The sequence below is a fragment of the Flagellimonas sp. S3867 genome, assembly GCF_014698935.1.
Lineage (GTDB): Bacteria > Bacteroidota > Bacteroidia > Flavobacteriales > Flavobacteriaceae > Flagellimonas.
Genome location: NZ_JACVMN010000002.1, coordinates 868499 through 893347 on the forward strand (window position 1 = coordinate 868499; position 24849 = coordinate 893347).

General features: G+C 39.7%; 23 protein-coding genes and 1 pseudogene. 17 read left to right on the forward strand and 7 right to left on the reverse strand.

Annotation, left to right across the window (positions count from 1 at the left end; all coding sequences use genetic code 11):
- Window positions 1–10 precede the first annotated feature (10 nt).
- From IAG46_RS11625 to IAG46_RS11670, 10 genes are all read left to right on the forward strand, one after another.
- Entirely contained in the window at window positions 11–1351 is a 1341-nt protein-coding gene (locus IAG46_RS11625; RefSeq protein ID WP_190810519.1) for a hypothetical protein, read from the forward strand.
- 121 nt (window positions 1352–1472) lie between these two features.
- Window positions 1473–1802, forward strand: a complete 330-nt coding sequence (locus IAG46_RS11630; protein ID WP_190810520.1) for an iron-sulfur cluster assembly accessory protein — start codon at window positions 1473–1475, stop codon at window positions 1800–1802.
- Between the two features lie 39 nt (window positions 1803–1841).
- Window positions 1842–3287 carry a Fe-S cluster assembly protein SufB gene (gene sufB / locus IAG46_RS11635; RefSeq protein WP_190810521.1) on the forward strand — a complete coding sequence of 482 codons (1446 nt, stop codon included), beginning with the start codon at window positions 1842–1844 and terminating at the stop codon, window positions 3285–3287.
- 44 nt (window positions 3288–3331) lie between these two features.
- The gene (locus IAG46_RS11640) at window positions 3332–4210 is read left to right on the forward strand and encodes an N-acyl homoserine lactonase family protein (protein ID WP_190810522.1); all 879 of its coding nucleotides are present in this window, start codon (window positions 3332–3334) and stop codon (window positions 4208–4210) included.
- A 17-nt stretch (window positions 4211–4227) separates the two neighbouring features.
- The gene (gene sufC, locus IAG46_RS11645) at window positions 4228–4980 is read left to right on the forward strand and encodes a Fe-S cluster assembly ATPase SufC (RefSeq protein WP_190810523.1); all 753 of its coding nucleotides are present in this window, start codon (window positions 4228–4230) and stop codon (window positions 4978–4980) included.
- A gap of 64 nt (window positions 4981–5044) precedes the next feature.
- Window positions 5045–6361: a Fe-S cluster assembly protein SufD gene (gene sufD, locus IAG46_RS11650; RefSeq protein ID WP_190810524.1), complete on the forward strand. Its 1317-nt coding sequence runs from the start codon at window positions 5045–5047 to the stop codon at window positions 6359–6361.
- A 30-nt stretch (window positions 6362–6391) separates the two neighbouring features.
- Window positions 6392–7618, forward strand: coding sequence for an aminotransferase class V-fold PLP-dependent enzyme (locus tag IAG46_RS11655; protein WP_190810525.1), 1227 nt, complete (start codon window positions 6392–6394; stop codon window positions 7616–7618).
- 72 nt (window positions 7619–7690) lie between these two features.
- Entirely contained in the window at window positions 7691–8113 is a 423-nt protein-coding gene (locus tag IAG46_RS11660) for a SufE family protein (RefSeq protein ID WP_190810526.1), read from the forward strand.
- A gap of 7 nt (window positions 8114–8120) precedes the next feature.
- On the forward strand, window positions 8121–8450 hold the full coding sequence (locus tag IAG46_RS11665; RefSeq protein ID WP_190810868.1) for an SUF system Fe-S cluster assembly protein: 330 nt from the start codon (window positions 8121–8123) through the stop codon (window positions 8448–8450).
- Window positions 8451–8517: 67 nt separating this feature from the next.
- Entirely contained in the window at window positions 8518–9021 is a 504-nt protein-coding gene (locus IAG46_RS11670; RefSeq protein WP_190810527.1) for a DUF2480 family protein, read from the forward strand.
- Window positions 9022–9026: 5 nt separating this feature from the next.
- Here IAG46_RS11670 and IAG46_RS17675 read toward each other — a convergent pair whose 3' ends face one another.
- The 3 genes and pseudogenes from IAG46_RS17675 to IAG46_RS11680 form a co-directional block, all read right to left on the reverse strand.
- Complete coding sequence (locus tag IAG46_RS17675) at window positions 9027–9350, reverse strand: hypothetical protein (RefSeq protein WP_223826664.1); 324 nt, start codon at window positions 9348–9350, stop codon at window positions 9027–9029.
- Between the two features lie 645 nt (window positions 9351–9995).
- Window positions 9996–10160 (reverse strand): annotated as a pseudogene (locus IAG46_RS17850) (Ig-like domain-containing protein); the annotation flags it as partial.
- Complete coding sequence (locus IAG46_RS11680; RefSeq protein ID WP_190810528.1) at window positions 10138–10512, reverse strand: IPT/TIG domain-containing protein; 375 nt, start codon at window positions 10510–10512, stop codon at window positions 10138–10140. The gene IAG46_RS11680 and the pseudogene IAG46_RS17850, both read right to left, overlap by 23 nt.
- Before the next feature lie 154 nt (window positions 10513–10666).
- Here IAG46_RS11680 and IAG46_RS11685 point away from each other — a divergent pair, with 154 nt between their 5' ends.
- The 4 genes from IAG46_RS11685 to IAG46_RS11700 all read left to right on the forward strand — a co-directional run bounded on the left by IAG46_RS11685 (window position 10667) and on the right by IAG46_RS11700 (window position 16574).
- Entirely contained in the window at window positions 10667–11599 is a 933-nt protein-coding gene (locus IAG46_RS11685) for a DUF3078 domain-containing protein (protein ID WP_190810529.1), read from the forward strand.
- 460 nt (window positions 11600–12059) lie between these two features.
- Window positions 12060–14996: a tetratricopeptide repeat protein gene (locus tag IAG46_RS11690; RefSeq protein ID WP_190810530.1), complete on the forward strand. Its 2937-nt coding sequence runs from the start codon at window positions 12060–12062 to the stop codon at window positions 14994–14996.
- Between the two features lie 151 nt (window positions 14997–15147).
- Window positions 15148–16122, forward strand: coding sequence for a carboxypeptidase-like regulatory domain-containing protein (locus IAG46_RS11695; protein WP_190810531.1), 975 nt, complete (start codon window positions 15148–15150; stop codon window positions 16120–16122).
- A gap of 32 nt (window positions 16123–16154) precedes the next feature.
- Window positions 16155–16574, forward strand: a complete 420-nt coding sequence (locus tag IAG46_RS11700; protein WP_190810532.1) for a hypothetical protein — start codon at window positions 16155–16157, stop codon at window positions 16572–16574.
- A gap of 2 nt (window positions 16575–16576) precedes the next feature.
- Here the strand turns inward: IAG46_RS11700 and hflX are convergent, their stop codons facing one another.
- Complete coding sequence (gene hflX, locus IAG46_RS11705; RefSeq protein WP_190810533.1) at window positions 16577–17782, reverse strand: GTPase HflX; 1206 nt, start codon at window positions 17780–17782, stop codon at window positions 16577–16579.
- A gap of 96 nt (window positions 17783–17878) precedes the next feature.
- On the opposite strand from hflX, the gene IAG46_RS11710 reads away from it, so the two are divergent.
- Entirely contained in the window at window positions 17879–18826 is a 948-nt protein-coding gene (locus IAG46_RS11710; RefSeq protein WP_223826665.1) for an endonuclease, read from the forward strand.
- 260 nt (window positions 18827–19086) lie between these two features.
- A complete protein-coding gene (locus tag IAG46_RS11715; RefSeq protein WP_190810534.1) occupies window positions 19087–21282 on the forward strand; it encodes a S8 family serine peptidase in 2196 nt (731 codons plus the stop codon).
- A 77-nt stretch (window positions 21283–21359) separates the two neighbouring features.
- On the opposite strand, the gene IAG46_RS11720 is transcribed toward IAG46_RS11715, so the two are convergent.
- The gene (locus IAG46_RS11720) at window positions 21360–22073 is read right to left on the reverse strand and encodes a 3'-5' exonuclease (protein ID WP_190810535.1); all 714 of its coding nucleotides are present in this window, start codon (window positions 22071–22073) and stop codon (window positions 21360–21362) included.
- Between the two features lie 80 nt (window positions 22074–22153).
- Here IAG46_RS11720 and IAG46_RS11725 point away from each other — a divergent pair, with 80 nt between their 5' ends.
- Window positions 22154–23257 (forward strand): hypothetical protein, encoded by a 1104-nt coding sequence (locus tag IAG46_RS11725; protein WP_190810536.1) that lies wholly within the window; start codon window positions 22154–22156, stop codon window positions 23255–23257.
- On the opposite strand, the gene IAG46_RS11730 is transcribed toward IAG46_RS11725, so the two are convergent.
- The gene (locus tag IAG46_RS11730) at window positions 23254–23724 is read right to left on the reverse strand and encodes a methylated-DNA--[protein]-cysteine S-methyltransferase (protein WP_190810537.1); all 471 of its coding nucleotides are present in this window, start codon (window positions 23722–23724) and stop codon (window positions 23254–23256) included. The genes IAG46_RS11725 and IAG46_RS11730 overlap by 4 nt on opposite strands.
- A complete protein-coding gene (locus IAG46_RS11735; RefSeq protein ID WP_190810538.1) occupies window positions 23724–24845 on the reverse strand; it encodes a CNNM domain-containing protein in 1122 nt (373 codons plus the stop codon). The genes IAG46_RS11730 and IAG46_RS11735 overlap by 1 nt, the downstream gene beginning before the upstream one ends.
- Between the last annotated feature and the right edge of the window lie 4 nt (window positions 24846–24849).

The window sequence follows — 24849 nt, forward strand, 5'->3', positions numbered from 1 at the left end:
TCCCTTTCCAATGAAGAAGATATTAAGTGTTTTACTGTGGGTTTTTATCATCTCATGTAACAATGACGATGATCAAGCCATGGTGGTAGACGAGGTTACTTTTCTGGGTGAAGTTGACTGGATCAAAAACTTTGGTGGAACAGGCGAAGACACTGCACAATCTGTAATTCAGACTTCCGATGGAGGCTACGCCGTTTTGGGATTCAGCAATAGCATTGATGGTGATATTGTTGGGAAAACCACCGATGTTAATGATTATTGGTTGCTAAAGTTGGATGCGGAAGGAAATCTCATGTGGAACAAAACCTATGGTGGAAGTAAGGACGATCGCGGACAAACGGTAATCCAAACTATCGATGGGGGGTATGCGATTGTTGGTTATGCCATGAGCGATGATGGTGATGGAAGCAACAACGAAGGCTTTCACGACAATTGGATTCTAAAACTTGATTCTAATGGCAATATATTATGGGAAAAGAGCTTTGGCTTTTCAGGACATGACCATTCCCATGATGTTGTGCAAACGGATGATGGTGGATTCTTCTTTTCAGGATTTCTGGATGTGACCTCCTCTGGAGGTGACGGAAACAATGGGAAGGGAAGTTACCTAACCCGCCATGGCGTAGGCGAGTTCTGGGGCACCAAGTTGGATGCCAATGGAAACTTACTATGGCGCAGATACTTTGGCGGCACCAATAACGACCGGTCATTTGGTGTGCTTCAGGCAAATGATGGCGGATTTGTTATGGCCGGAGCATCTGAAAGCAACGATTTTGATATTACCAACCCTAAAGGAAGCTACGATTTTTGGGTCGTTAAGGTTAACGACAAAGGGGACATGCTTTGGCAAAAATCTTTTGGAGGAACGGGCATTGATAAAGCTTACGACATTGCCAAAACTGGCGATAACGCCTATGTTGTCACCGGAAACACTTTCAGCACCGATACCGATATTTCAAAAAACAATGGCGAGTCTGATGTTTGGCTGATTAAGATTGATGACAATGGGAACCTCGTTTGGGAAAAAAGCTTTGGTGGGACCGCTTTTGATGCCGCTAGGGGGCTAAGCCCTACCACTGATGGAGGTTTTGTCATTGCCGGAAATTCTAAAAGCATTGACGGCGACACCACGGAAAATATGGGCGAAAATGATTTATGGATCATTAAAACAGATGCCCAGGGCAATATCGAGTATCAAAAAACATTTGGCGGGTCCGGCTTGGATTATGGTTTTGATGCCATCGAAAATACTGAGGGAAGCCTGATTTTAGCTGGGGAAACAGCAAGCAGTGATTTTCCTGAACTTCAATCCAAGGGGATGACCGACCTGGTCATTATCAAAATCAAATAATCCCCATACTTTTCCATAGATAACCCCTATTGAATCATTCGTTATTATAATGTTAGGAAATGTGGTAAAACCCTACTTATACCATATATTTGTAAGCTATTTAGAATAAATCCAAGTAAGAATGATTAAAGTTTCAGAAACAGCTAGACAAAAAGTGGTAACCATGATGACCGAAGAAGGTTATAATGCTTCTACGGATTTTGTTCGTGTGGGTGTAAAGAGCGGAGGTTGCAGCGGATTGTCCTATGAATTAAAATTTGATAAATCCACAACAGATACCGATAAAGTTTTTGAAGATAACGCAGTGCGAATCATTGTTGATAAAAAAAGCTTTTTATATCTGGTAGGAACCACTTTGGAATACTCCGGCGGGTTGAACGGAAAAGGGTTTGTTTTCAATAACCCAAATGCACAGCGAACTTGCGGATGCGGGGAGAGTTTTTCACTATAAATTGTTAGTTGACCATTGGTCATTAACGGATTGAAGAGTATGGCGTATACAGAAGAAGAATTAAAAAAAGAGCTGGAAACCAAAGAATACGAATATGGTTTCTATACAGATATTGAATCCGATACTTTTCCAAAGGGATTAAACGAAGATATTGTTCGTGCAATTTCAAAGAAAAAGAACGAACCGGAATGGATGACGGAATGGCGTTTGGATGCTTTTCGTGTTTGGGAAAAAATGGAAGAACCCCAATGGGCAAATGTCCATTATGAAAAACCGGATTTTCAGGCAATCAGTTACTATTCTGCTCCAAAAGCAGCGGACCCCAACAAATCCATGGAAGATGTAGATCCCGATTTATTGGAAATGTACCGAAAATTGGGCATTTCCGTTGATGAGCAAAAGAGATTGCAAAATGTTGCAGTTGATATTGTAGTGGATTCTGTTTCTGTGGCCACAACCTTCAAAAAGACCTTGGCAGAAAAGGGAATTATCTTCATGCCTATTTCAGAAGCCATTCAGGAACATCCGGAGTTGGTAAAGAAATATATGGGAACAATTGTTCCAAAAACGGATAACTTCTATGCAGCCTTAAACTCAGCTGTATTTACTGATGGTTCTTTCTGTTACATCCCCAAAGGAGTGCGTTGTCCTATGGAATTATCAACATATTTTAGAATTAATGAGGGAGGCACAGGACAGTTTGAACGCACATTGGTCATTGCAGATGAAAGTAGCTATGTAAGCTATTTGGAAGGATGTACCGCCCCATCAAGAGATGAAAATCAGTTACATGCTGCTGTTGTAGAGCTTATTGCTTTGGATAATGCAGAGATCAAATATTCTACAGTCCAGAATTGGTTCCCTGGAGATAAAGATGGAAAAGGTGGGGTCTATAACTTCGTGACCAAACGTGGTTTGTGTGAGACAAATTCCAAGATTTCTTGGACCCAGGTCGAAACTGGTTCGGCCGTAACCTGGAAATACCCGTCGTGTATTTTAAAAGGAAATAACTCCGTAGGTGAGTTTTATTCCATTGCAGTGACCAACAATTTTCAACAAGCAGATACTGGGACCAAAATGATTCACTTGGGTAAAAACACCAAGAGCACCATTATTTCCAAAGGAATTTCTGCCGGACAATCACAAAACAGTTACCGAGGGTTGGTGCAAGTGAACAGTAGGGCAGAAAATGCCAGAAACTTTTCGCAGTGCGATTCATTGTTGATGGGCAATCGATGCGGAGCACATACATTTCCATATATCGAAGCAAAAAACAAGACAGCACAAATAGAGCACGAGGCCACAACCAGTAAAATTGGAGAAGATCAAATTTTCTATTGCAATCAAAGAGGTATCGATACCGAAAAAGCAATTGCCCTGATTGTAAACGGATTTAGTAAAGAAGTTTTGAACAAACTTCCTATGGAATTCGCTGTTGAAGCCCAAAAATTATTAGAAATCAGCCTTGAAGGCTCAGTTGGATAAAATTGGATTGCCCCCTTTAGGGGTGTTTTCCATAAAACAACAAAATGAAAAAACTACTACTACTTACATTATTGCTTACAACCATCACAAGTTGTAAACAAACAAAAAAAGAAGCAGATGCCTCCGCAGATAAAACCGCAGAGGTTGCAAAACCAGAAGTTAAACTGTACACGTTTAGTGGTGGCACTGTAGTAGCCAATAAATTGGAACTTTTTTCTCAGGATACTACCTATACAGGTCAATCCAAAGAATTTGCCGATGCATTTTATGTGATCAGTCACCCAAAAGGAAATTTAATGTGGGATGCAGGTCTTCCCGAAGGCTTGGTAGGTCAGCCGGAACCTTTTACAGCTCCAGGCGGAGCTTTTACAGTTTCCAGAAAGGATTCCGTAGCCAATCAGTTGGCCAGTATTGGTCTGAAGGTTGAAGATATTGATTACATCACCCTTTCGCACACCCATTTTGACCATACGGGACATGCCAACGTGTTTTCCGGTGCAACATGGATCGTTCAAGAACCTGAATACGATTTTGTGGCCAACGAAGAAGCGCAAGAAAACAGAGCCGATAATTATAACGCCATTAAAGAATTGAAGAATATCCAAAAAATTAATGGTGATCACGATGTTTTTGGGGATGGAAGTGTTGTCATAAAATCTATGCCGGGGCATACTCCTGGACACCAAGTTTTGTTTTTAGATTTAGGTGAGCATGGACCTCTGCTCCTCTCTGGTGATATGTACCATTTTTACGAAAACAGGGAGCACAAAAGAATCCCAATTTTTAATACCGATGTAGAACAGACTAAGGCCAGTATGTTAGCTTTTGAAACCTTTGCAAAAGAAAAAGGAGCAAAAGTGTACCTACAGCATGCTAAAGGTGACTTTGAAAAATTGCCCAAGGCACCCAACTATTTAAAATAATATTGAAGAAGAACACAATGTTAGAAATTAAGAATTTACACGCAAGCGTAGAGGATAAAGAAATCTTGAAAGGAATCAATCTGCAGGTAAATGCAGGAGAGGTACATGCCATTATGGGCCCGAATGGTTCAGGAAAAAGTACGTTAGCTTCAGTCATAGCTGGTAAGGAAGAATTTGAAATAAATAAAGGGAGTGTGTTTCTGGAAGGAGAAGATTTGGAAGAATTGGCTCCGGAAGAACGAGCACACAAAGGAATATTCCTTTCGTTTCAGTATCCTGTGGAAATCCCAGGGGTTACGGTTACAAATTTTATGAAAACGGCAATCAACGAATCTCGGAAAGCAAGAGGTTTGGAAGATATGCCGGCCAATCAAATGCTTAAACAGATTCGTGAGAAATCCGAATTGTTGGAAATAGATCGCAAGTTTTTGTCACGCTCTTTAAACGAAGGTTTTTCGGGAGGAGAGAAGAAGCGAAATGAAATCTTCCAAATGGCCATGTTAGAACCTAAATTGGCGATTTTGGACGAAACGGATTCTGGATTGGATATTGATGCCTTAAGAATTGTGGCTAATGGAGTGAACAAATTACGGGGAAAGGATAATGCCATCATCGTAATTACACATTACCAAAGACTATTGGAACATATCATTCCGGATTTTGTGCACGTTTTGCACGATGGTAAGATCGTAAAATCCGGCACCAAAGAATTGGCCTTGGAACTGGAGGAAAAAGGATACGACTGGTTAAAGCAGGAATCTGTAGTATAAAAGATATCAGGCATCAGGTTTCAGGAAACTGAACACTGAGTATTGATAGCTGAACACTGAGCACATGGATTTAAAAGATAAACTATTATCATCATTTATAGCCTTCGAGAACAATGTGGATTTGGATCATCCGGTGCACGAAGTACGTTCAGAGGCCATCAAAAATTTTGAGACCAAAGGATTTCCTTCCAAAAAAGATGAAGCTTGGAAATATACTTCCTTGAACAATATTCAAAAGGTAGACTTTAGTGTTTTTCCAAAGGAGGAGAACACGCTGGACTATAAGGACATTAAAAAATATTTCCTTCACGAAATTGACACCTATAAGATTGTATTTATCGATGGGGTGTACAGTTCGTATCTATCCGAAACCACACATGATGGGGTCGATGTTTGTTTGATGAGCGCTGCGTTTAGCAAACCGATGTACCGCCAAATCATTGAACTGTACTTTAATAAAGTTGCTTCAAAGGATGAATCCTTGACCACGCTAAATACCGCCTTCAGTAAAGAAGGAGCATACATTTATATTCCAAAGAACAAGGCACCAAGAAAGCCCATTCAGATTATACATTTTGCCACAGGAAATGAAGCAGCATTAATGTTACAGCCAAGAAACCTGGTAGTGGTTGAGGAGAATGCGGAGGTACAAATTATAGAAAGACACCAAAGCTTGACAAGCAATGAAGTGTTCACTAATTCCGTTACAGAAATTTTTGCAGCCAAAGATGCCATTGTAGATTATTACAAAGTTCAAAATGACAGGGATAATGCTTCGTTGATAGATAATACCTACATCTCGCAAAAAAATAGCAGTATTGTTCGCGTTCACACCTTCTCTTTTGGAGGAAAATTGACCCGGAACAATCTGAATTTTTATCAGAACGGAGAACGAATTGATTCCGTTCTCAAAGGAGTTACTATCCTTGGTGAAAAGCAACATGTAGATCATCATACCTTGGTACACCATGCACAACCCAATTGTGAAAGTCATCAAGATTACAAGGGTATTTTTGGGGAGAAATCAACCGGAGTTTTCAACGGTAAAATCATTGTGGACAAGATTGCGCAGAAGACCAACGCCTTTCAGCAAAACAACAATATTTTGATCAGTGACAAGGCAACTATCAATACCAAACCGCAGCTGGAAATTTTTGCGGACGACGTAAAATGTTCTCATGGATGCACCATTGGGCAATTGGATGAAGATGCTTTGTTTTATTTGCAATCCAGAGGAATTCCAAAAAAGGAAGCGGTAGCATTATTGATGTATGCCTTTGCCAATAACGTTTTGGAAAGTGTCCGTATTCCCGAGTTAAAAACTAGAATCAACAAGATTATTGCGAATAAGCTTGGGGTTCGTGTTGGATTTGAGCTTTAGTCTTTTGTAAAAACTACAGAAGGAATACCCATGATACAAACATCATTCAATATAGAAACCATAAGAAAAGACTTCCCTATTTTAAATAGAGAAGTAAATGGTTGTCCCTTGGTGTATTTGGACAATGCGGCAACCTCGCAGACTCCACAACAGGTAATCGATGTGATTGTAGATTATTATCAGGGTTACAATGCCAATATTCACAGGGGTGTACATAGCCTTTCACAAGAAGCTACGGATGCGTATGAGGCTGCCAGAGGGAAAATCCAAAAACATTTCAACATAGCAAAACCATATGAGGTTATCCTAACTTCAGGAACTACCCATAGTATAAATTTGGTGGCCAACGGATTTTCTTCCTTTATAAAGGAAGGAGATGAAATTTTGGTTTCCGCCATGGAACACCATTCCAATATTGTGCCTTGGCAAATGTTGTGCGAACATACCGGTGGAGTATTGAAAGTGATTCCCATGAACCAAAATGGGGAGCTGATCATGGATGAATACCATGGACTACTATCAGAAAAGACCAAACTGGTGTTCTGCAACCATGTTTCCAATGCTTTGGGAACCATAAACCCCATTGAAGAAATTATTGAAGCTGCACACAAAGTAGGCGCTGCTGTTTTAATTGATGGAGCCCAGGCGGCGGCGCACATAAAGCCTGATGTGCAAGCTTTGGATGTGGATTTCTATACCGTTTCCGCCCATAAAATGTGCGGACCGACCGGAGTTGGAATGTTGTACGGCAAAGAGGAATGGCTGAAAAAGCTACCTCCATACCAAGGCGGTGGTGAAATGATTGAAGAGGTCACTTTTGAAAAGACAACCTATGCCGATCTACCTCATAAATTTGAAGCAGGAACACCCAATATTTGCGGAGGAATTGCTTTTGGAGCAGCGTTGGATTATATGAATTCCATCGGATTTGATGCCATTACGCAATATGAAGATGAACTGATTAACTATGCCACAGAGCAATTATTGGCGATTGAAGGATTGCGAATATATGGCACAGCAGCACATAAGACTTCGGTAATTTCATTCAATATAGAAGAAATCCATCCGTATGATATTGGAACTATTTTAGATAAATTGGGAATTGCAGTGCGTACCGGACACCATTGTGCACAGCCTATTATGGATTTTTATCAGATTCCTGGTACAGTAAGGGCCAGTTTTAGCTTTTACAATACCAAAGAGGAAGTAGATGTATTGGTAGAGGGGGTCAAAAGAGCCAGAAACATGTTGCTGTAACAAGAAGTTATCTTTCTCTTAAAGGCTTTGACTGGCAATTGCCCGAATCGTACTTTTGAACAAAACGTATAAATGACCATAACAGAAATACAGGAGGAGATTGTAGACGAGTTTTCGATGTTCGATGATTGGATGCAGCGGTATGAATATATGATTGAGCTTGGAAAATCCCTTCCATTGATTGAAGAACAATACAAAACAGAAGACAATATTATAAAAGGTTGTCAAAGCAAAGTTTGGGTGCACGCTGAACTGGATAATGACAAATTGGTTTTTACAGCAGATAGCGATGCCATCATCACCAAGGGCATAATTGCCATATTGATTCGAGCTTTCAGTAATCAAAAACCACAGGACATCATAGATGCCAACACTAATTTTATTGATGAAATTGGTCTAAAAGAGCATTTGTCACCCACCCGTGCAAACGGATTGGTAAGTATGGTAAAGCAATTAAAATTGTATGCCATTGCCTATCAGACCCAATTAAACTAATATAATGATGAGCGAAGAAATCACCATAGACACACAAGAACTGGGAGAGAAAATCGTAAGGGTACTCAAGACCATTTATGACCCAGAGATTCCGGTTGACATTTACGAATTGGGACTGATATACGATGTTTTTGTGAATGAAGATAATGATGTCAAAATTTTAATGACCCTAACATCTCCGAACTGCCCCGTTGCTGAAACTTTGCCCGTTGAGGTTGAGGAAAAAGTAAAGTCTTTGGACGAATTGAAGGACGTGGAAGTGGAAATCACCTTTGATCCACCTTGGACACAAGAACTGATGAGCGAAGAAGCAAAGCTTGAGCTTGGAATGTTGTAAAAAGAAGTTAGATATGGGTATTGAGTAGTGAGAACTGCAAATACTCAAATCTCAATACTCAAATCTCATGTCTGAAATTATTAACAGAGTAGCACAAAGCAAACTAATAACCTTTGATCTAGAGGAATTATATCCCGAAGGTCGCAGGGTTGTATTGGACATTAAAGATTGGCTCCACGAAGGCATAATTCTAAAAGAAAAGGAATTTAGAGGTGCTTTGGATGATCAGGACTGGTCCGCTTACCAAGATGCTTATGTTGCATTGACCTGTTCCACCGATGCCATTGTTCCCGGATGGGCCTTTATGTTGGTTGCATCCAAACTAAATCCATTCGCTAAAAAAGTGGTTATTGGGAAGCTCGAAGATTTGGAAACGTCACTTTATCAAACCATTCTTGAAGTATTGGATTTGTCACCATTTAAGGATAGACCGGTGATCATAAAAGGATGCTCCAACAAACCAGTTCCCGAAAATGCCTATATCCTGGCGATGTCCAAAATTCAGCAAGTGGCCAAAAGCGTGATGTATGGCGAAGCCTGTTCTGCTGTTCCGTTGTTTAAGAAAAAATAATTCGGTTATTTCACAAATAGGCCATATGCGCTAGCCGATCTAGAACCACTGTTCAATTCATAAAGGACTTTCTCATTTTTCCAAACCTTAGCTTTTTTTCCATCTTTTCCAGCGACATATACATCTTTTTCATAGACAAACACTGCATGTGCGGTAGAGGTATTTTGCCCATCACTTAAATCAATTGCCTCACCATTTTTCCAAAGTTTGGCTACATTCAAATTATTTTCACTACGTTCAAAACCTGCAACATAGATATCTGTATCGGATACATATAGGGATTCAGCCCCTGCATTTTTTGCGCCGTCAGTTAAATTATAAAGTAGCATTTCATTCCTCCATACTTTAGCAATAAAAATACCACCATTACCATATTCGTAACCAGCAGTGTAAATATCCGAGCCACTTACAAACACAGAAGTAATACCGATACTGTTTTCTTCTTGATATACGGTTGTTTCTCCATTTAGTTTCCAAACCTTACCTATCCTTCCATCAAATCCTCCAATATAAACACCTGTTTCATTTGCATATACGGAGCGTGCTATTGCATCTTTGGAACCATCACTTAGATATATTGGTTCACTATTTTTCCATAATGTGGCAACTCTATTATTATTTATTGTTTCAAATCCACAAACGTAAACATCCGTTTCGTAATAAAATACGGAAAATGCTTGAGAGTTATTACCAACGTCTGTGAGATATGTAGGTTCACTATTTTTCCACAGAATAGCCCTATCCCCATTAATGATATGATAACCAGCTACGTAAGTATCGGCATTAGTAAGGAAAATGGAAAACGCATGAAAGCCCTCAAGGTCTGTGGCATTGCGGTTATACCATAATTTTGGAATAAGCGCGCCGGAATCCTCTACTTCTCTTCCAGCAACATAGATGTCAGGGTTTACCGTTACAATGCAAGTTGCCTGTTTATCATCTACGGTTACGGTTATTGTCGCAGAACCGGATTGCAGAGCGGCTAAATTACCATCATTGTCAACAGTAAGTATTTCGGTATTGTCTGAGCTCCAGACTACAGCAGAATTGGTTTCACCCGTAACTGTTGCAATAAGGGTAGCACTGTCATTGGTATGTAATTCTAAAGCTTCTTTATCAAGTGAAATGCTCTCTGCAATCCGGTTCTGCCTCTTTGGTCACTGTAAATGTGCCGCCAACATTGGTTTTGCCATTTGCGATTACGCTTATTTTTCCGGTAGTGGCCCCTTCGGGTACGGTGACAAATATTTCGGTGGCCTTAGCCGAGGTAATAGTAGCTGTTGTTTCTCCAATTTTTACGACATTGGCAGCAGGCGTGGCACCAAAATTTTGACCGGTAATCCAAATGTTGGTTCCCACTGGACCTGAAGTTGGACTAAAACTATTAATCTTGGGGTTTTCTTCAGCTGTTGGTTCTGGGTTATCATCCTTTCCACATCCCAGCAGCAACAATCCAAAGAAAAGAATATTATAGTAGATAATCTTTCTCATGAAAAATTGATTCTAAAAATTAGGAAGGTGAAGAAAGAACAAACGGTTTAAAGTTTATACAGGGAATTGACCAAGCCTCGATTTCAATTGATGCTTCCCCATTTTGAAGGTGACATTTCTTAATTTTGCGTTTCTAAACACAAAACTCCATTCTATGAAAAAACTACTTTATGCTGCTACTGCATTTTTTGTGCTAGTAGCTGCGCATGCACAAACTGAAGAAGAACTAAAAGCCCAAATAGGCCCTAAAAAAGATTCCATTGCCGCTATTCAAGGCCGTGTAAATGCAATTCAGGCACAATTGGATGCTTTACCAGGTTGGAAAATCGGAGCCTTTGGGACCATTGGGGGAAGCCTTTCAGGCTTTAACAATTGGTTTTCGCAAGGTATTCCGAACAACTCGTCAGGAACAATCGGATTTACGGTAAATGCATTTGCCAACCAACAAGAAGAGAAATTCTTTTGGAGAAACGCGGCCAACGTCAACCTGAACTGGGTAAAATTAGATGACAAGGATGACCCCAATGACGAAGATGGTTTTAGAGAGTCAACCGATGTATTCAACATCACTTCGCTCTATGGGTATAAATTGAATGATAAGTTTGCGATTTCCACACTTGGGGAATACCGGACTACCATTCTAAGCAATTTTAATGACCCCGGATATTTGGATGTTGGTGTGGGTGGCACGTGGACCCCAATTGCCGATTTGGTTGTGGTGATTCACCCACTCAATTATAATTTTGTTTTTAGTGATGAGGACACCATTTTTAACTCGTCTTTGGGTGCAAAAATTGTAGCAGATTACACCAAGCAGATTGGTGCTGTAAGTTTTAAAACAAACCTATCCATGTTCCAAAGCTATGAAAGTGGAGACTTGAGCAATTGGACCTGGACCAACTCTTTTGCTTATACCCTATGGAAGGTTATTGGTGTTGGATTTGATTTTGGATTACGAAACAACAAGCAAGAGACCTTGAACTATATTGTGAACAATGCACCCACTCCTGACCCAACAGCCACGTTCGATACTATCGATAATGAGTTGCAAACCTATTGGACACTAGGATTGAGTTATACATTTTAATAGGCTATCCTTAAAACTAAAAAAGCCCTCAAAATGGAGGGCTTTTTTATGGGGTTATATACGATTTTGGGGTGTTTTTAAGCCATATTACAAGTAGGTTAAGTTTATAGTAGATCAGGCTGTAACACTATCACTTAAAAACAGTATGAAAGTAATTTTTCTGTGGTTAGGTCCTAAATTTTTGTTGTGAACGGGCAAAAAGATGTGGTAGAAAATGTTAACGCTTGTATTTCATCGGGAAACCAAAACATATCGTCTGATGCACTTAGGAAGTAAATTTCGAGATTCTATCCGTCAAACTATTGTTATGATGTTTTTTAAAGTAGATTTTTGGTTTAACCATCGGTTTCTTGTTACAATTTGAAACCCCAGTGTTAGCGATATCTTACTTTTTCCATCACATTGTATTGAGCTAAGCTGCCCAAAAAAAAGGTACCTTTAATAACTTAATATTTTGGAGATGAAACAATTACACCTCCTTGGCCTGTTCTTTTTTACTTCCCTGTTGTTTTCGCAATCAAAAATTGATAGCCTGCAACGGGTATATGCCAATACAACTTTGGATACGGTTAAAATAAAAGCACTTCTAGAACTGTACAAATACCACCGTTACGATTCACCGGAAAAGGCGAAAGAGGTTTTGCTAGAATCAATACAACTTTCAAACAACACGGAGCACATAGATCTACAAGTAACGAGCTATAATAGATATGCTGAATTTCTAAGGACGCAATCGTATAATGATTCTGCCATAAGCATATATGCCATTAGCGCAAAGCTTGCTGAAAAAGCAAATCTTCAAAAATCCATTTCAGATATTTTTAATGGACTCGGTTATATATACTTGCGAAAAGGCAATTATAAAAAGGCATTAATGTATCATCAAAAAAATCTGGAGGTATCAATTAAGATGAAAGATACGCTAAGGATGGCCTGGTCTTATGGAGCAATAGGTAGTGTATATAACGAAATGGGGGAATACACAAAAGCAATGGAAAACTATGTTTTGTCCTCCAAAAATCATGAGGGGCTAAAAAACCTAAGAGATTATGCTATCAACTTTTCAAATATGGGAATGCTCCAAAGAAAATTGGAAAATTACGATAGCGCAAAACAATACCTCAAAAAAAGCGACAGTGTCTTTAATGAGATAAACTTCAGGCCAGGAAGAGCTTTTGTGCTGACCAACCTGGCATTGATTTCCAGCAAGACGGGCAATTTGGAAGAGGCGATTGATTTTAATAAACAGGCTCTTGCCAATTATGAGCATATGGGAAATAGAAGTCAGGCGGCAGAGATCAATTATGCTTTGGGGAATATTTACTTCAAACAGGACAAGTTGAATTTGGCCTTGGTGCATTTTCAAAAAAAGCTGCAAACTTCCATTGATATAAAAGACTCCACAGGTATTTCAACAGCATACAGGGTAATTGGAGACTGCCATGGAAAATTGGGAGAAGCCAGTAAATCCAAATCAAATTACCTGAAAGCCTTGGAAGTTGCCATTGCATCAGATAATAGATTAGGGCAAATGCGGACGTACGAATCCCTAGCAAAGACATACGCTAAAGAAGGCAATTTTACTAAAGCTTATGAAAGCAAGAATCAGTATGCCATTTTAAGGGATAGTTTGTACACCAAAGAAAAAAGAGACCTCGCAACAGAAATCGAAGCAAAGTACCAAAATGAAGAACAAACCAAAGAAATTACCTTGCTCGAATCGGAGAAAGAATTACAAACCCTTCAACTTACCAAACGTGTAAACGAACGCAATGCCATTATCGCTTTCACAATTATCTTGCTGCTACTGGCAGGCCTTCTTTACAATCTATATCGAATAAAACAGAAAACCAATAAGGAGTTAAGGGAGTTGGATAGATTAAAATCCAATTTCTTTGCTAATATCTCCCATGAGTTTAGAACGCCATTGACTCTTATCAAAGGACCTATTGAGCAAATGGAACAGAATCCATCCGAAGGACTCCAATTAGAGAGCATTAAAATGATTCGAAGAAATACCAATCGTGTATTGCAGTTGGTCAATCAGCTATTGGATTTGTCAAAAATTGACAAAAACAACCTTAAATTGGAACAAGCTGAGGGAGAAGTGTTCAAATGCCTCCGGGGAGCAGCGTCCTCCTTTGCCTCGCATGCAGCCCAAAGAGGTATTGATTATAAAGTTCAGATTCCGCACGAAGTGTTATGGGCCTCTTTCGATAGAGATAAATTGGAAAAAATTGTCTATAACCTTCTAGGTAACGCATTTAAGTTTAGCGATGACGGAGGTACAATTTCCTTTTCTGTGAGCTATTTGAATGATGATTTACGACTTGTTGTTTCGGATACAGGCAAGGGAATTCCTGAAGAAAAACTCCCCTTTATTTTTGATCGTTTCTATCAAGTTCAAGGAGGAACAACAAGAGAACATGAGGGCTCGGGAATTGGGCTTTCGTTATCAAAGGAATTGGTGGGACTCATGGATGGCACCATAACAGCTACAAGTGAAATTAATAAAGGAACAATTTTTACGGTGGCACTGCCAGTTCAAAAAATAAAAACTGGAACTTTAAAAGAAGCACCAGCTTTCCAAACCGATGCTAGCGGGGTTATGGAGAAGAAACCCTATGAGTTTAATCTGAAAGATTCCGGGACTTTGCCCACACTCTTGCTGGTTGAAGACAACCCTGATATGTCATTCTTCATCAAAGAACACCTTCAGAACAGATATAATGTTAAGGAAGCGACCAATGGAAAAATAGGGTTGGCCGCCGCAAGGAAAAATCCACCTGACCTCATTATTACAGATGTGATGATGCCCGTAATGGATGGGGTTGAGCTTTGTAAAACCTTAAAATCTGATTTGGACACAAGCCATATTCCCATAGTTATGTTGACCGCCAAAGCAGGAGTGGAAAACAAAATTGAAGGATTGGAAACAGGGGCGGACGATTACCTAACAAAACCTTTTGAGCCCAAAGAATTGTTGGCCAGGGTCAAAAACCTTATCGAGCAAAGAAGAAAACTAAGAGAGCTTTTTGTTCAAAGCGAATCAACCATTGATCCAAAAATGGTAACGGTTACCTCCCTTGATCAAAAGTTTATGGAACAAGTTTTGACTTTGCTTGAAGAGCGACATTTTGATGCTAGTTTTGGAACTACTCAGATGCAAGAAGCTTTGGCGATGAGCAAGACGCAACTTCATAGAAAATTAAAAGCACTTACCAATGAAGCACCGGGCGAACTGCTTCGAAATTTTCGATTGAAAAGAGCTGCCCAACTTCTTACTAAAAAAGCCGATACGGTTACCCAAATTGCCTACGCAGTTGGATTTAACAACCTTTCCTATTTTGCCAAATGCTTTAAGGAACTCTATGGAGTCCCACCGTCTTCCTATTAAATAACCATTGCCCGCTTCCTTTTGATCATATCTCCAAATAGTGGAACCCCAGTGTTACCATTTGGCACTTTACTTATAGCACGCCCGGACAGCACAATCTAGTTTTGAAGTGTAGAATGTTCCCCAAGTTTTATAACGCAAAATTTGAGCTATGTATGTAAAAGAACATATTCCTTATTGGGGAATCTTAATGAAGTTTTTAAAGGGAACACTTATTTCTCTTTTGATCCTTACCCTGCTTTTTTGTAGCAGCGGAGATGATATACAAGACCCAAATCCGGATAATGGACAACCGGGATCTGTAACTGGAATTGTAAAAGATGAAGACGGCAATGTGTATCCTGGTGCTCGAATAACACTTGAAAAGGGCACTGAAACCTCAATTCAACCTACTGGTTTTGATGGGGAGTTTTTATTAAAAGGAAAGTCGAACGGAGCTCATGAGCTTAGCCTTGAGTTACCATTGTCCACCGCAGCGGTTACCAGCGCTTCGGTCGCTGTACAAATTGTGGCAAACAATGAATCCAAAGTAGATTTTGTTATTCAGCCACAGCCAGTCCAAGCCCATTTAAATTTTGGGAGTGTACAGATTTTGGAGGAAATAATGGATGAAAATGGAAATACTCCAGTAGCCTCCAATGAACCGCTTTATGCTGCGAACATTTTTGACCAGCCTTTGGGATTGCTTACCGCAATAAAAGCTCCTGATGGCCACCATGTAACGCTTTCAGAATTTAAAATGGCCAAGGGAGAATTAAATGTGCATTGTGAAGGTGATGGCGCTATTGTCAATGTCGCTTTGGAAGGCATGATTCCGAATGGCACCTACACTTTTTGGTTGGCTTACCTGAACAAAACCCGAAAAGTTGGAGAAGCAATTGACTTTATGAATGATTTTGTGAATCAGACCAATCCACCGATTGGAGCTTCAAATGGATCTGAGAATATTGCTATTGCCGATGCCGGAGGAAATATCAATGTTGTTTTGGAACATGACTCCTGTATTCTTACCGATGAGGCTGCCCTGGTCATACCCATTCTTTACCATATAAACGGCAAGACTTTTGGCGGCGGTCATGTGCCTGACCCAGAAGAAATGGTTCATATGCTGGCATATTTTCAATAATTGAATCAAAAGAGAACACATAATTTTAAAAGATGAAAAAAATAAAAAATATCTTGGTTTGTACAGCGGCATTCCTTTTTGTTAACTGTAGCAAAGATGATGGACCTAACACATCAATAACCGCTAGTGCGCAGACTTTTGAGCTAAATGGACTTAATAATTGCAATACTTCAAGTGGTTCCGGAAGCACATTTGTTATGACTATTCCTTATACTTCTTCTGATGAAGTTGATATCCAAAGACTTCAAATTAAAACCAAAGTTTCTGATGGAGGTTCAGAGAACAAAACAAATTCGCAGTTTACCGATAACGGGAGTAGCGTAGTTTGGGCTTCTTGCTTTAGGTTTGGCTCCCAAACTTGGGTAGAATATGAAGTAACATTGGAAGGTTCTGAAGACACTTCAAGCAATGCAACAACAGTACGGATAAACAAACCTGCTGGAGCAAATTAGATTTATTCCAAATGCTCCGGATAAAGGAAATTGTTATACGGAAAACGGGTCACATGGATATCACGGACTTCGTCATAGACCCGTTTTCTAAAATCATCCAAATTCTCTTTATTCAATGCTGAAATAAACAGCGCCCGATCCCCAATTTTGTTGAACCAAGTTTTCTTCCAATCCGCCAAGGTGAAATGAGATTTTGTTCGTTCAGTCACCAGATCATCCTCGTCAATCGTTTCAGGAACGTACTGATCAATCTTGTTAAAAACCATTATTGATTTTTTGTCGGCGCTTTTGATTTCATCCAAAATTTGGTTTACCGAAGCAATGTGTTCCTCAAAATTGGGATGGGAAATATCCACCACATGCAATAACAAATCTGCTTCGCGAACCTCATCTAAAGTGCTTTTAAAACTCTCTACCAATTGTGTGGGCAATTTTCGGATAAAACCAACCGTATCGCTCAACAAAAAAGGGAGGTTGCCAATGACCACTTTACGCACAGTGGTGTCCAGAGTGGCAAAAAGTTTGTTCTCTGCAAAGACATCACTTTTGCTGATGACGTTCATCAAAGTAGATTTACCCACATTGGTATATCCCACTAAAGCCACCCTTACCAGAGCACCACGATTTCCACGTTGGGTTTCCATCTGACGGTCGATCTTGGTAAGTTTCTTTTTTAAAAGGGAAATTCTATCACGAACAATTCGTCTATCCGTTTCAATCTCTGTTTCACCCGGACCTCGCATTCCAATACCCCCTTTTTGTCGCTCTAAGTGAGTCCACAGTCCGGTCAATCTAGGTAATAGATATTCATATTGTGCCAATTCTACTTGGGTACGTGCATAACTAGTTTGTGCCCGTTGTGCAAAAATGTCCAAGATTAAGCTTGTTCGATCTATAATTTTACATCGAAGTTGCTTTTCAATATTTCGTTGTTGTGCAGGAGAAAGCTCATCATCAAAAATTACCGAGCCTATATCATTTTCTTTCACGTACTTTTCCACTTCTTCCATTTTCCCACTACCAATTAAGGTTTTGGGATTGGGCACGTCCATGCGCTGTGTAAATCTGTGGAAGACTTCCCCACCAGCAGTATAGGTAAGAAACTCCAATTCGTCCAAATACTCCTGTACCTTGCGCTCATCTTGTTCTCGGTTGATTACACCGATGAGCACCGCCTTTTCATAATTTGTAACCTTCTTTTCTAGCATGGAATCAATTAAAGTGCAAATCTAAACAATGTTTACGAAGCTGTTTTGTACATTGGGTTTTAATAACTTTAGAAATACACACCAAACCATTTTATATTGAGTATACTAAAAGACCATTATACTGTCGCCTTTTACAATCTTGAGAACTTTTTTGACACTAAGAACGACCCCCACACGTTGGATGATGATTTCACTCCCGAAGGGAGGAAGGTATGGAACGACCGCAAATTTGGAAAAAAAGTAAAAAAAATGGCCAAGGCCATCTCGCAGATAGGCTTGGAAGATAGTGAAACAGCCCCAATACTTGTTGGCATTGCGGAGGTAGAAAACAAAAATGTCATTAATGCCTTGTTGGGATCAAAGGCAATGCGGGATGAGGACTATTATTATGTGCATTTTGATTCTCCGGATGAAAGGGGCATAGATACCGCATTGATTTATCATCGTGAACATTTTGAAGTCTTGGAAGCTGAGATTATTCCACTTCTTATTGAGGATGAAGATGGGGACCGGGACATGACAAGAGATATATTATATGTTCATGGGCAATTACATAATGAGGAAGTACATGTTTTTGTAAACCACTGGCCTTCCCGAAGGGCTGGATCCGATGAAACCCAACACAAAAGGATCAAGGCGGCAGAAACCATCATCGGAAAATTAAATATAATGACAGAAAAGAATCCCAATTGCATTATTATGGGCGATTTTAATGATGACCCAAACTCGGAGAGCATTCAAAAATTGATGGAAACAGGATTATTTATTAATCCGATGCAAAAATTGTTGTCACCGAATTCTGGAAGTGCCAATTATAAAGGTGAGTGGAGTTTGTTTGATCAAATCTTAATATCGCATAGCTTTCTCAATTATGAGAACGGCACACACAGCTTTAAAAAGGCCAACATATTTTCACCTAAATTTTTAAAGGAATGGAAGGGCAAGTATAAGGGTAATCCGTTCCGAACATTTGTGGGAAAAAAATACTTGGGCGGTTATAGTGACCACTTTCCGGTATATGTGGTTTTAAAGGAGAATAAATGATTGTGGAAGTTCGATGAAAGGTAAAGTGTTTGACTCGAATTCCACAAATTGATACCAATGTCATCCTGAGCTTGATGAAGGATAGGTTGCCTGAGGGGGATCGATTTGAAAGAAAGAAAAATACTACACCACATAAAAATGGGATTTCACAACAGCTCGTCTTTAAAAGTGATGTAATTCATCGAAATAAAAGGGTTTTTTGTCGACATTTTTTTGATTCAATAATAGTTTTGTAGTCCAAATCCTACTCAACCTTAATTATGGATTGCAAAAAAACGCCCTCGGCAACAAGAACTTTTTCGCCTCTCATATTTTTCTTTTTGGGAATTTTTTTTGCTTTTGGCCAGTCTGATGCCAACAAAAAACTCATTCAATCAACATATAATAAGCATCAGATTTTCTCTTTGGTCACTGCAATGAAGGCAGAGTATAGATCCAATGAAGCCAAAATTAACCAGCTCCTTAAAACCAAAGCATGGAAACGATTGGAAAAGCAGAAGGATGGAACTGTTGTGGAATTGAAGGATATTGGAACGGATGGCACGCCTCTTTTTTATACAACTTTGAACGACCCATCCAAACAAGTTTCAAGAGCAAATACGTTGTATTCCAATGGACTTTTGAATTTAGGTTTGGACGGTTATGGTCTGGAGGTTGGGGTCTGGGATGCTGGAAGCGCGCTAACATCACACCAGGAATTTGACACTCGGGCGAGGAGTATTGACAATTCAAAAGAAGTTAGTCTGCACGCCAGCAGAGTGACAGGACACCTTATTTCTTCTGGAATAAAGCCAAATGCAAAAGGGGTGGCCTATGGCGCTGAGGTTTTATCACACGATTGGACGAGGGATAAAATAGAAGTGGCTGAAGCTGCCGCAAATGGGTTGTTGTTAAGCAACCATTCCTACGGAATAAAATCGGATAGGGTTCCTGATTGGTATTTCGGTTCTTATATTAAAGTGTCCCAGGATTGGGATAAAATCATGTACAACGCGCCCTATTATTTAATGGTTTCGGCAGCAGGTAATGCACAACGATCTTATGACAATGCATCACCCAATTTTGGTAAAACAGCGGAAGGGTTTGACCTCTTACTTGGATTTGCCACTTCCAAAAATGGATTAACAATAGCAGGGGCAAACACAAAAATTGGTAACAAGGGAGAACTCAAAGAAGCCAATGTCACCAGTTACAGTAGTTTGGGCCCTATAGATGATGGGCGGATAAAACCTGATTTGGCTGGAGATGGCTCTTCAATATTTTCAACAAGTTCAAGCAGTAACTCCAGCTATGATACTTCCATGGGAACATCAATGGCTACTCCAGGGGTAACGGGATCTCTGCTTTTATTACAACAATATCACGAAGAACTGTATGGAACTTATATGAAGGCAGCTACCTTGAAGGGACTTGCGCTACATACAGCAGATGACGTAAATGCCAAAGGCCCTGATTACAAAATGGGATGGGGTGTCATGAATGCCAAAACTGCAGCGGAACTTTTACAAAATAAAGACTATAGTAGCCTGATTCATGAAGAAAACCTTTCCGAAGGAAATACATATGAACTGAAAATACGTGCAAATGATTCTGAAAACCTTTTGGTATCCATTAGCTGGACCGACCCAGAGGGTGAATTTATCAATAGAGGAGATATGAACAATAGCACGCCTGCATTGATTAATGACCTTGATGTTCGAATCACTCAAAATGGGAAAACCTACCTACCTTGGAAATTAAATCCCGCTAATGCCAATGATGCTGCCACCAAAGGAGATAACAGTGTGGATCCCTTTGAGCGTATTGAGATTGCCAATGCAAAAGGAAATTATACCATTACCATTAGTCATAAAGGAATGTTGAAACTTGGCACCCAAGATTTTTCCTTAATTGTATCAGGGGCACAGGTTACAAATTGCATGGCTAACAGTCCATCTGATTTTGAATTGCTTGTTGCAACGGAAGAATCAGCAACCGTTTCATGGACCAATACCGAAGATACTTTTTATGAGGTGCAATACAAAGCTTTGAACGAAACTGCTTGGCAAAATGAGACGATATGGGAAAGTAATTTTGAACTTCCCAACCTTAAGGTTGGGACTACTTATCAAGCCAAAGTAAGAGCCATATGTACTGAAAATATCACCTCCGATTTTTCAGATGACATTCAGTTTGTGTTTAAAGGAACCGAAACCGAGATTTTTGTTAATGAACCATTTTCTTTTAATGAGGAATTACAGATTTCGGTATACCCAAACCCTGCAACGGACTGGTTGACATTGGATGCTAAATTATCGGCTGATGCGGTCTATTCCATAATAACGACTTCCGGTAATACCATACAAAGTGGAGGGGCCGATGCGTCCATCGATGTTTCAGGTTTGGCATCGGGACTCTACGTATTGGTGGTTCAAGATTATTCTGGAATAAAAAGTACCAAGTTTTATAAGAATTAGAATGTATAGTATCGCCAATTTTAAGATTGTGCCACAAACTTCTAAAAGGTCAAGTTTTTTGTACTCCTTGATCTTTTTTATACTTTTTTAATTTCATCTTCAGACAGTAATTCTTCGTTGCGAAGCCGTAAAAGTACCTGTGCGGTAGTGACAACATCGAGTTCACAATAGCTTACAATTCTATCTAAGTTTTTGTCCTGATAAAAAACATCTTTCACCATACTGCCGTCCATATCCTCCTTGGGAGAAGGAATGCCCAGCACATGGGCCAACAATTTTAAAGAAGTGAAATGTTTGTAATCACCAAACTTCCATAATTCCATGGTATCCAAATGAGGAACTTCCCAAGGCTTTTTTCCAAATAGATTTAATTTATAGGGAAGTTCAATATCATGGATCAGCATCCTTCTGGCGATATATGGAAAGTCGAACTCCTTACCATTATGGGCGCATAAAAGATGCATTGCTTTGCTAAAATGTTCTTGGAGTAATTGTTTAAACTGTTTCAGCAACTTTTGCTCCTCACCAGCAAATGAAGTAACCCTAAAATTTCTGGCATCCCCCTTTAAGGTGAAATAGCCAACCGAAATACAGACGATTTTTCCAAATTCCGCCCAAATTCCAGCGCGATCATAAAAATCTGCGGCCGAAATTTCATCTTTTCGCTGGTACTGCGATTTTTGTTCCCAAAGCACTTGGGTATTTTCATCCAAATCATTGAAGTTCGGCTGTTGGGGCACCGTTTCAATATCCAAAAAGAGAATGTTCTCTATATGTAGTTTTTTGAGCATAATGGAAAATACTAATTTAATCGACATGCCGATTGCATGATCTAATAAATCGTATCTTGTAATTGATAAATGCTTTGAAATTGAAAACTTGGATATGGTTGGCCGTGGCTTTTTGCCTTGCCGGATGTTCTTCCGACGACCAACTGCAAGAAGATACTCCTGCGTCTAAAAAAGGGAGTTTCGTTGCGGTGGGTGAGGATTTGAACAAGGTTTTTCAATATAATTATAATGCAATTTCCGATAGCGGGATTACTTTTGACCTCACCCAGGAACTCGGGATTCCTCCCACGTATTTGACATTAGGTCAAAAAGAGGATTTGTTGTCTTTTTATACCTTCTCAACAGGAGCTTTCTCATTGGCTACCAAAGATATTTCCACAGGTGCAGTAAACACTTTTCCAAGTTTTTACAACAATATTGCGGATAGATCTGTGGCTTGGGGAGTAAATAATGAAACCACTGCGTTTTTTGCATATTTTGGACCAGCAGGCTCCCGTAATCTAGGAATTTTGGCCGCTGATTTGGATGGATCCAATCAAATAGATGCCAATGTCGATTTTAATGTTGAAAGAACCTTGGGTCCCATGCTGTATGATGGTATCCTGTACATATCATACAGAGACCTTCAAGGAAATTATAAATTAACGATTTATGATACCAATTTAGGTACTGTGGGCACTATTTTGAATTTTGGTGCCACAGCATTTAGCTTTTTGATAACTGAAAATGGGGATTTGGCGATATTCAAAAATGAGGTGAGTCCTACTTTGGAAATATATGATTCAAAAAGTCTAGCATTTATCGAGAATGTTACGTTGGATATAAACTTGGGATTTTCTCCTGGCCCGGTCGATGACGCGTTTTTAATAGATGACAAGATCTATTTTAATGTTGGATACCCACAACCTTCAAGGTTTGCAACTGGCCCTGCGATTTATGATTTAAATAGCCAAGAATTGGCAATTTTAGATTTGTTCGCATTAACTAATGAGGTAGAGGAAGAAATCGGCCAAACGTTACAAATAACTACTCAAGTTTATCATAAATCCGAGAAAGTTTTTCTTACAGGCTATGGTACCGTAGGCGATGATGTGCTAGGAGGCGTTTTTCAAGCTTCTACAGATGGTAAATTGTTAGAGAATATTACTTTGCCTTTTTTCCCCACTTATTTTGTTAGAAATTAGAAGAGGGATTGTTGGGGAGATGGGCTTTCATGTTCGAGAAGCCATTTTTTCCGATGAAGTCCTCCTGCATATCCAACAAGGTCTCCGTTGCTCCCAATAATCCTATGACAAGGAATCACAATCCAAAGCGGATTTTTGCCATTGGCAGCGGCTACTGCACGAATGGCTTTTGGGTCACCTAATCTCTTGGAAAGCTCCATATAGGAAAGCGTTTTTCCGAAGGGGACTTCTTTAAGCGCTTGCCACACTTTTTTTTGAAAATCTGTCCCTGATGGATTCAATTTCAGGTCAAAATTTTCGCGTTTACCCTCAAAATATTCCTGAAATTGATAAACTGCATCTTCTAAAACCTCTGGAACTATACCAATAGGTTTTTCTTCGTCTAAAACGCGGATAGCTGCAAGCCCATTTTCATCACCTTCAAGCTCTGCTATACCCATAGGTGTTTGTAAATAAGCAAATTCCACTATTTTAGGTCATTTTTAACTTCAATAATTCCAATACGCTTGGCCCTACTCTCCCAGTTCTTTCTAGCAAGTATTTGAAGGTCTTCCACATTGTCACTTTCGTCCATAATTTCCAATCCTAGCAAGGTTTCTATGACATCTTCCATAGTGACCAATCCACTTACCGAACCATATTCATCTACAACCAAGGAAACATGTTCGCGTTTTTCCACAAATTTCTCAAAAAGCTCTGGAATGGGCTTGCTCCGATTGGTGACCAAAATTTCCCTTTTAATGGCATTCAAGGTTTGTTTTCCTTTTTTGTTGATAATCGCTTCCAACAACTCATCTTTAAGGAAAAAACCGGTGATGTTGTCCATCCGATCTTTATAAAGGGGGATTCTTGAAAACCGGAGCGGACGATTGGCTTCAAAAAATTCTTGTATGGTAGTATCTTCCGAGGCAATTTTCATGACCGTTCTTGGCGTCATAATATCCTTTGCCAGAATTTCATCAAATTTTAGAAGGTTTTTAATGACTTTGGATTCTGATTCCTGAAAAACCCCTTCTTCATGGGCGATATCGGTCATGGCCGTGAAATCTTCCCTGCTTAGGACACTTCCATGGTGCCCCTTTTTACCGATAAGTTTGGTAAATAATTGCAATACCCAAAGTAGTCCGATCCATTTAAGGATAAATACCATCAACTTTAGCGCTTTGGCCGTAAAATTGGCCAACTGTTTCCAATAAGTGGCCCCTATGGTTTTCGGGATGATCTCTGAGGCAACCAAAATCAAAATGGTCATTAGGGTAGAAACCACTCCTACCATTAAATCCTCGGTGAACTCAAATCCAAACAAGCTCCGTGTTGTCGTTCCATAAAGGTCAGCATAGGCAACTTTTGCCTGTACACCAACCAAAATTGCACCTACGGTATGTGCAATGGTATTTAAGGTGAGTATTGCGATAAGCGGCTTGTCCACATCCTTTTTTAATCCTTCTAGCAAAGTTGCGTATTCCTTGCCCTCCTGCTTTTTAACATTGATGAAGGTGGGGGTAATACTCAACAAAACTGCTTCCAATATGGAGCAGAGAAATGAAAAGAAAATGGAAATAAATGCGTAAAAAAGGAGGAGGCCCATGCGT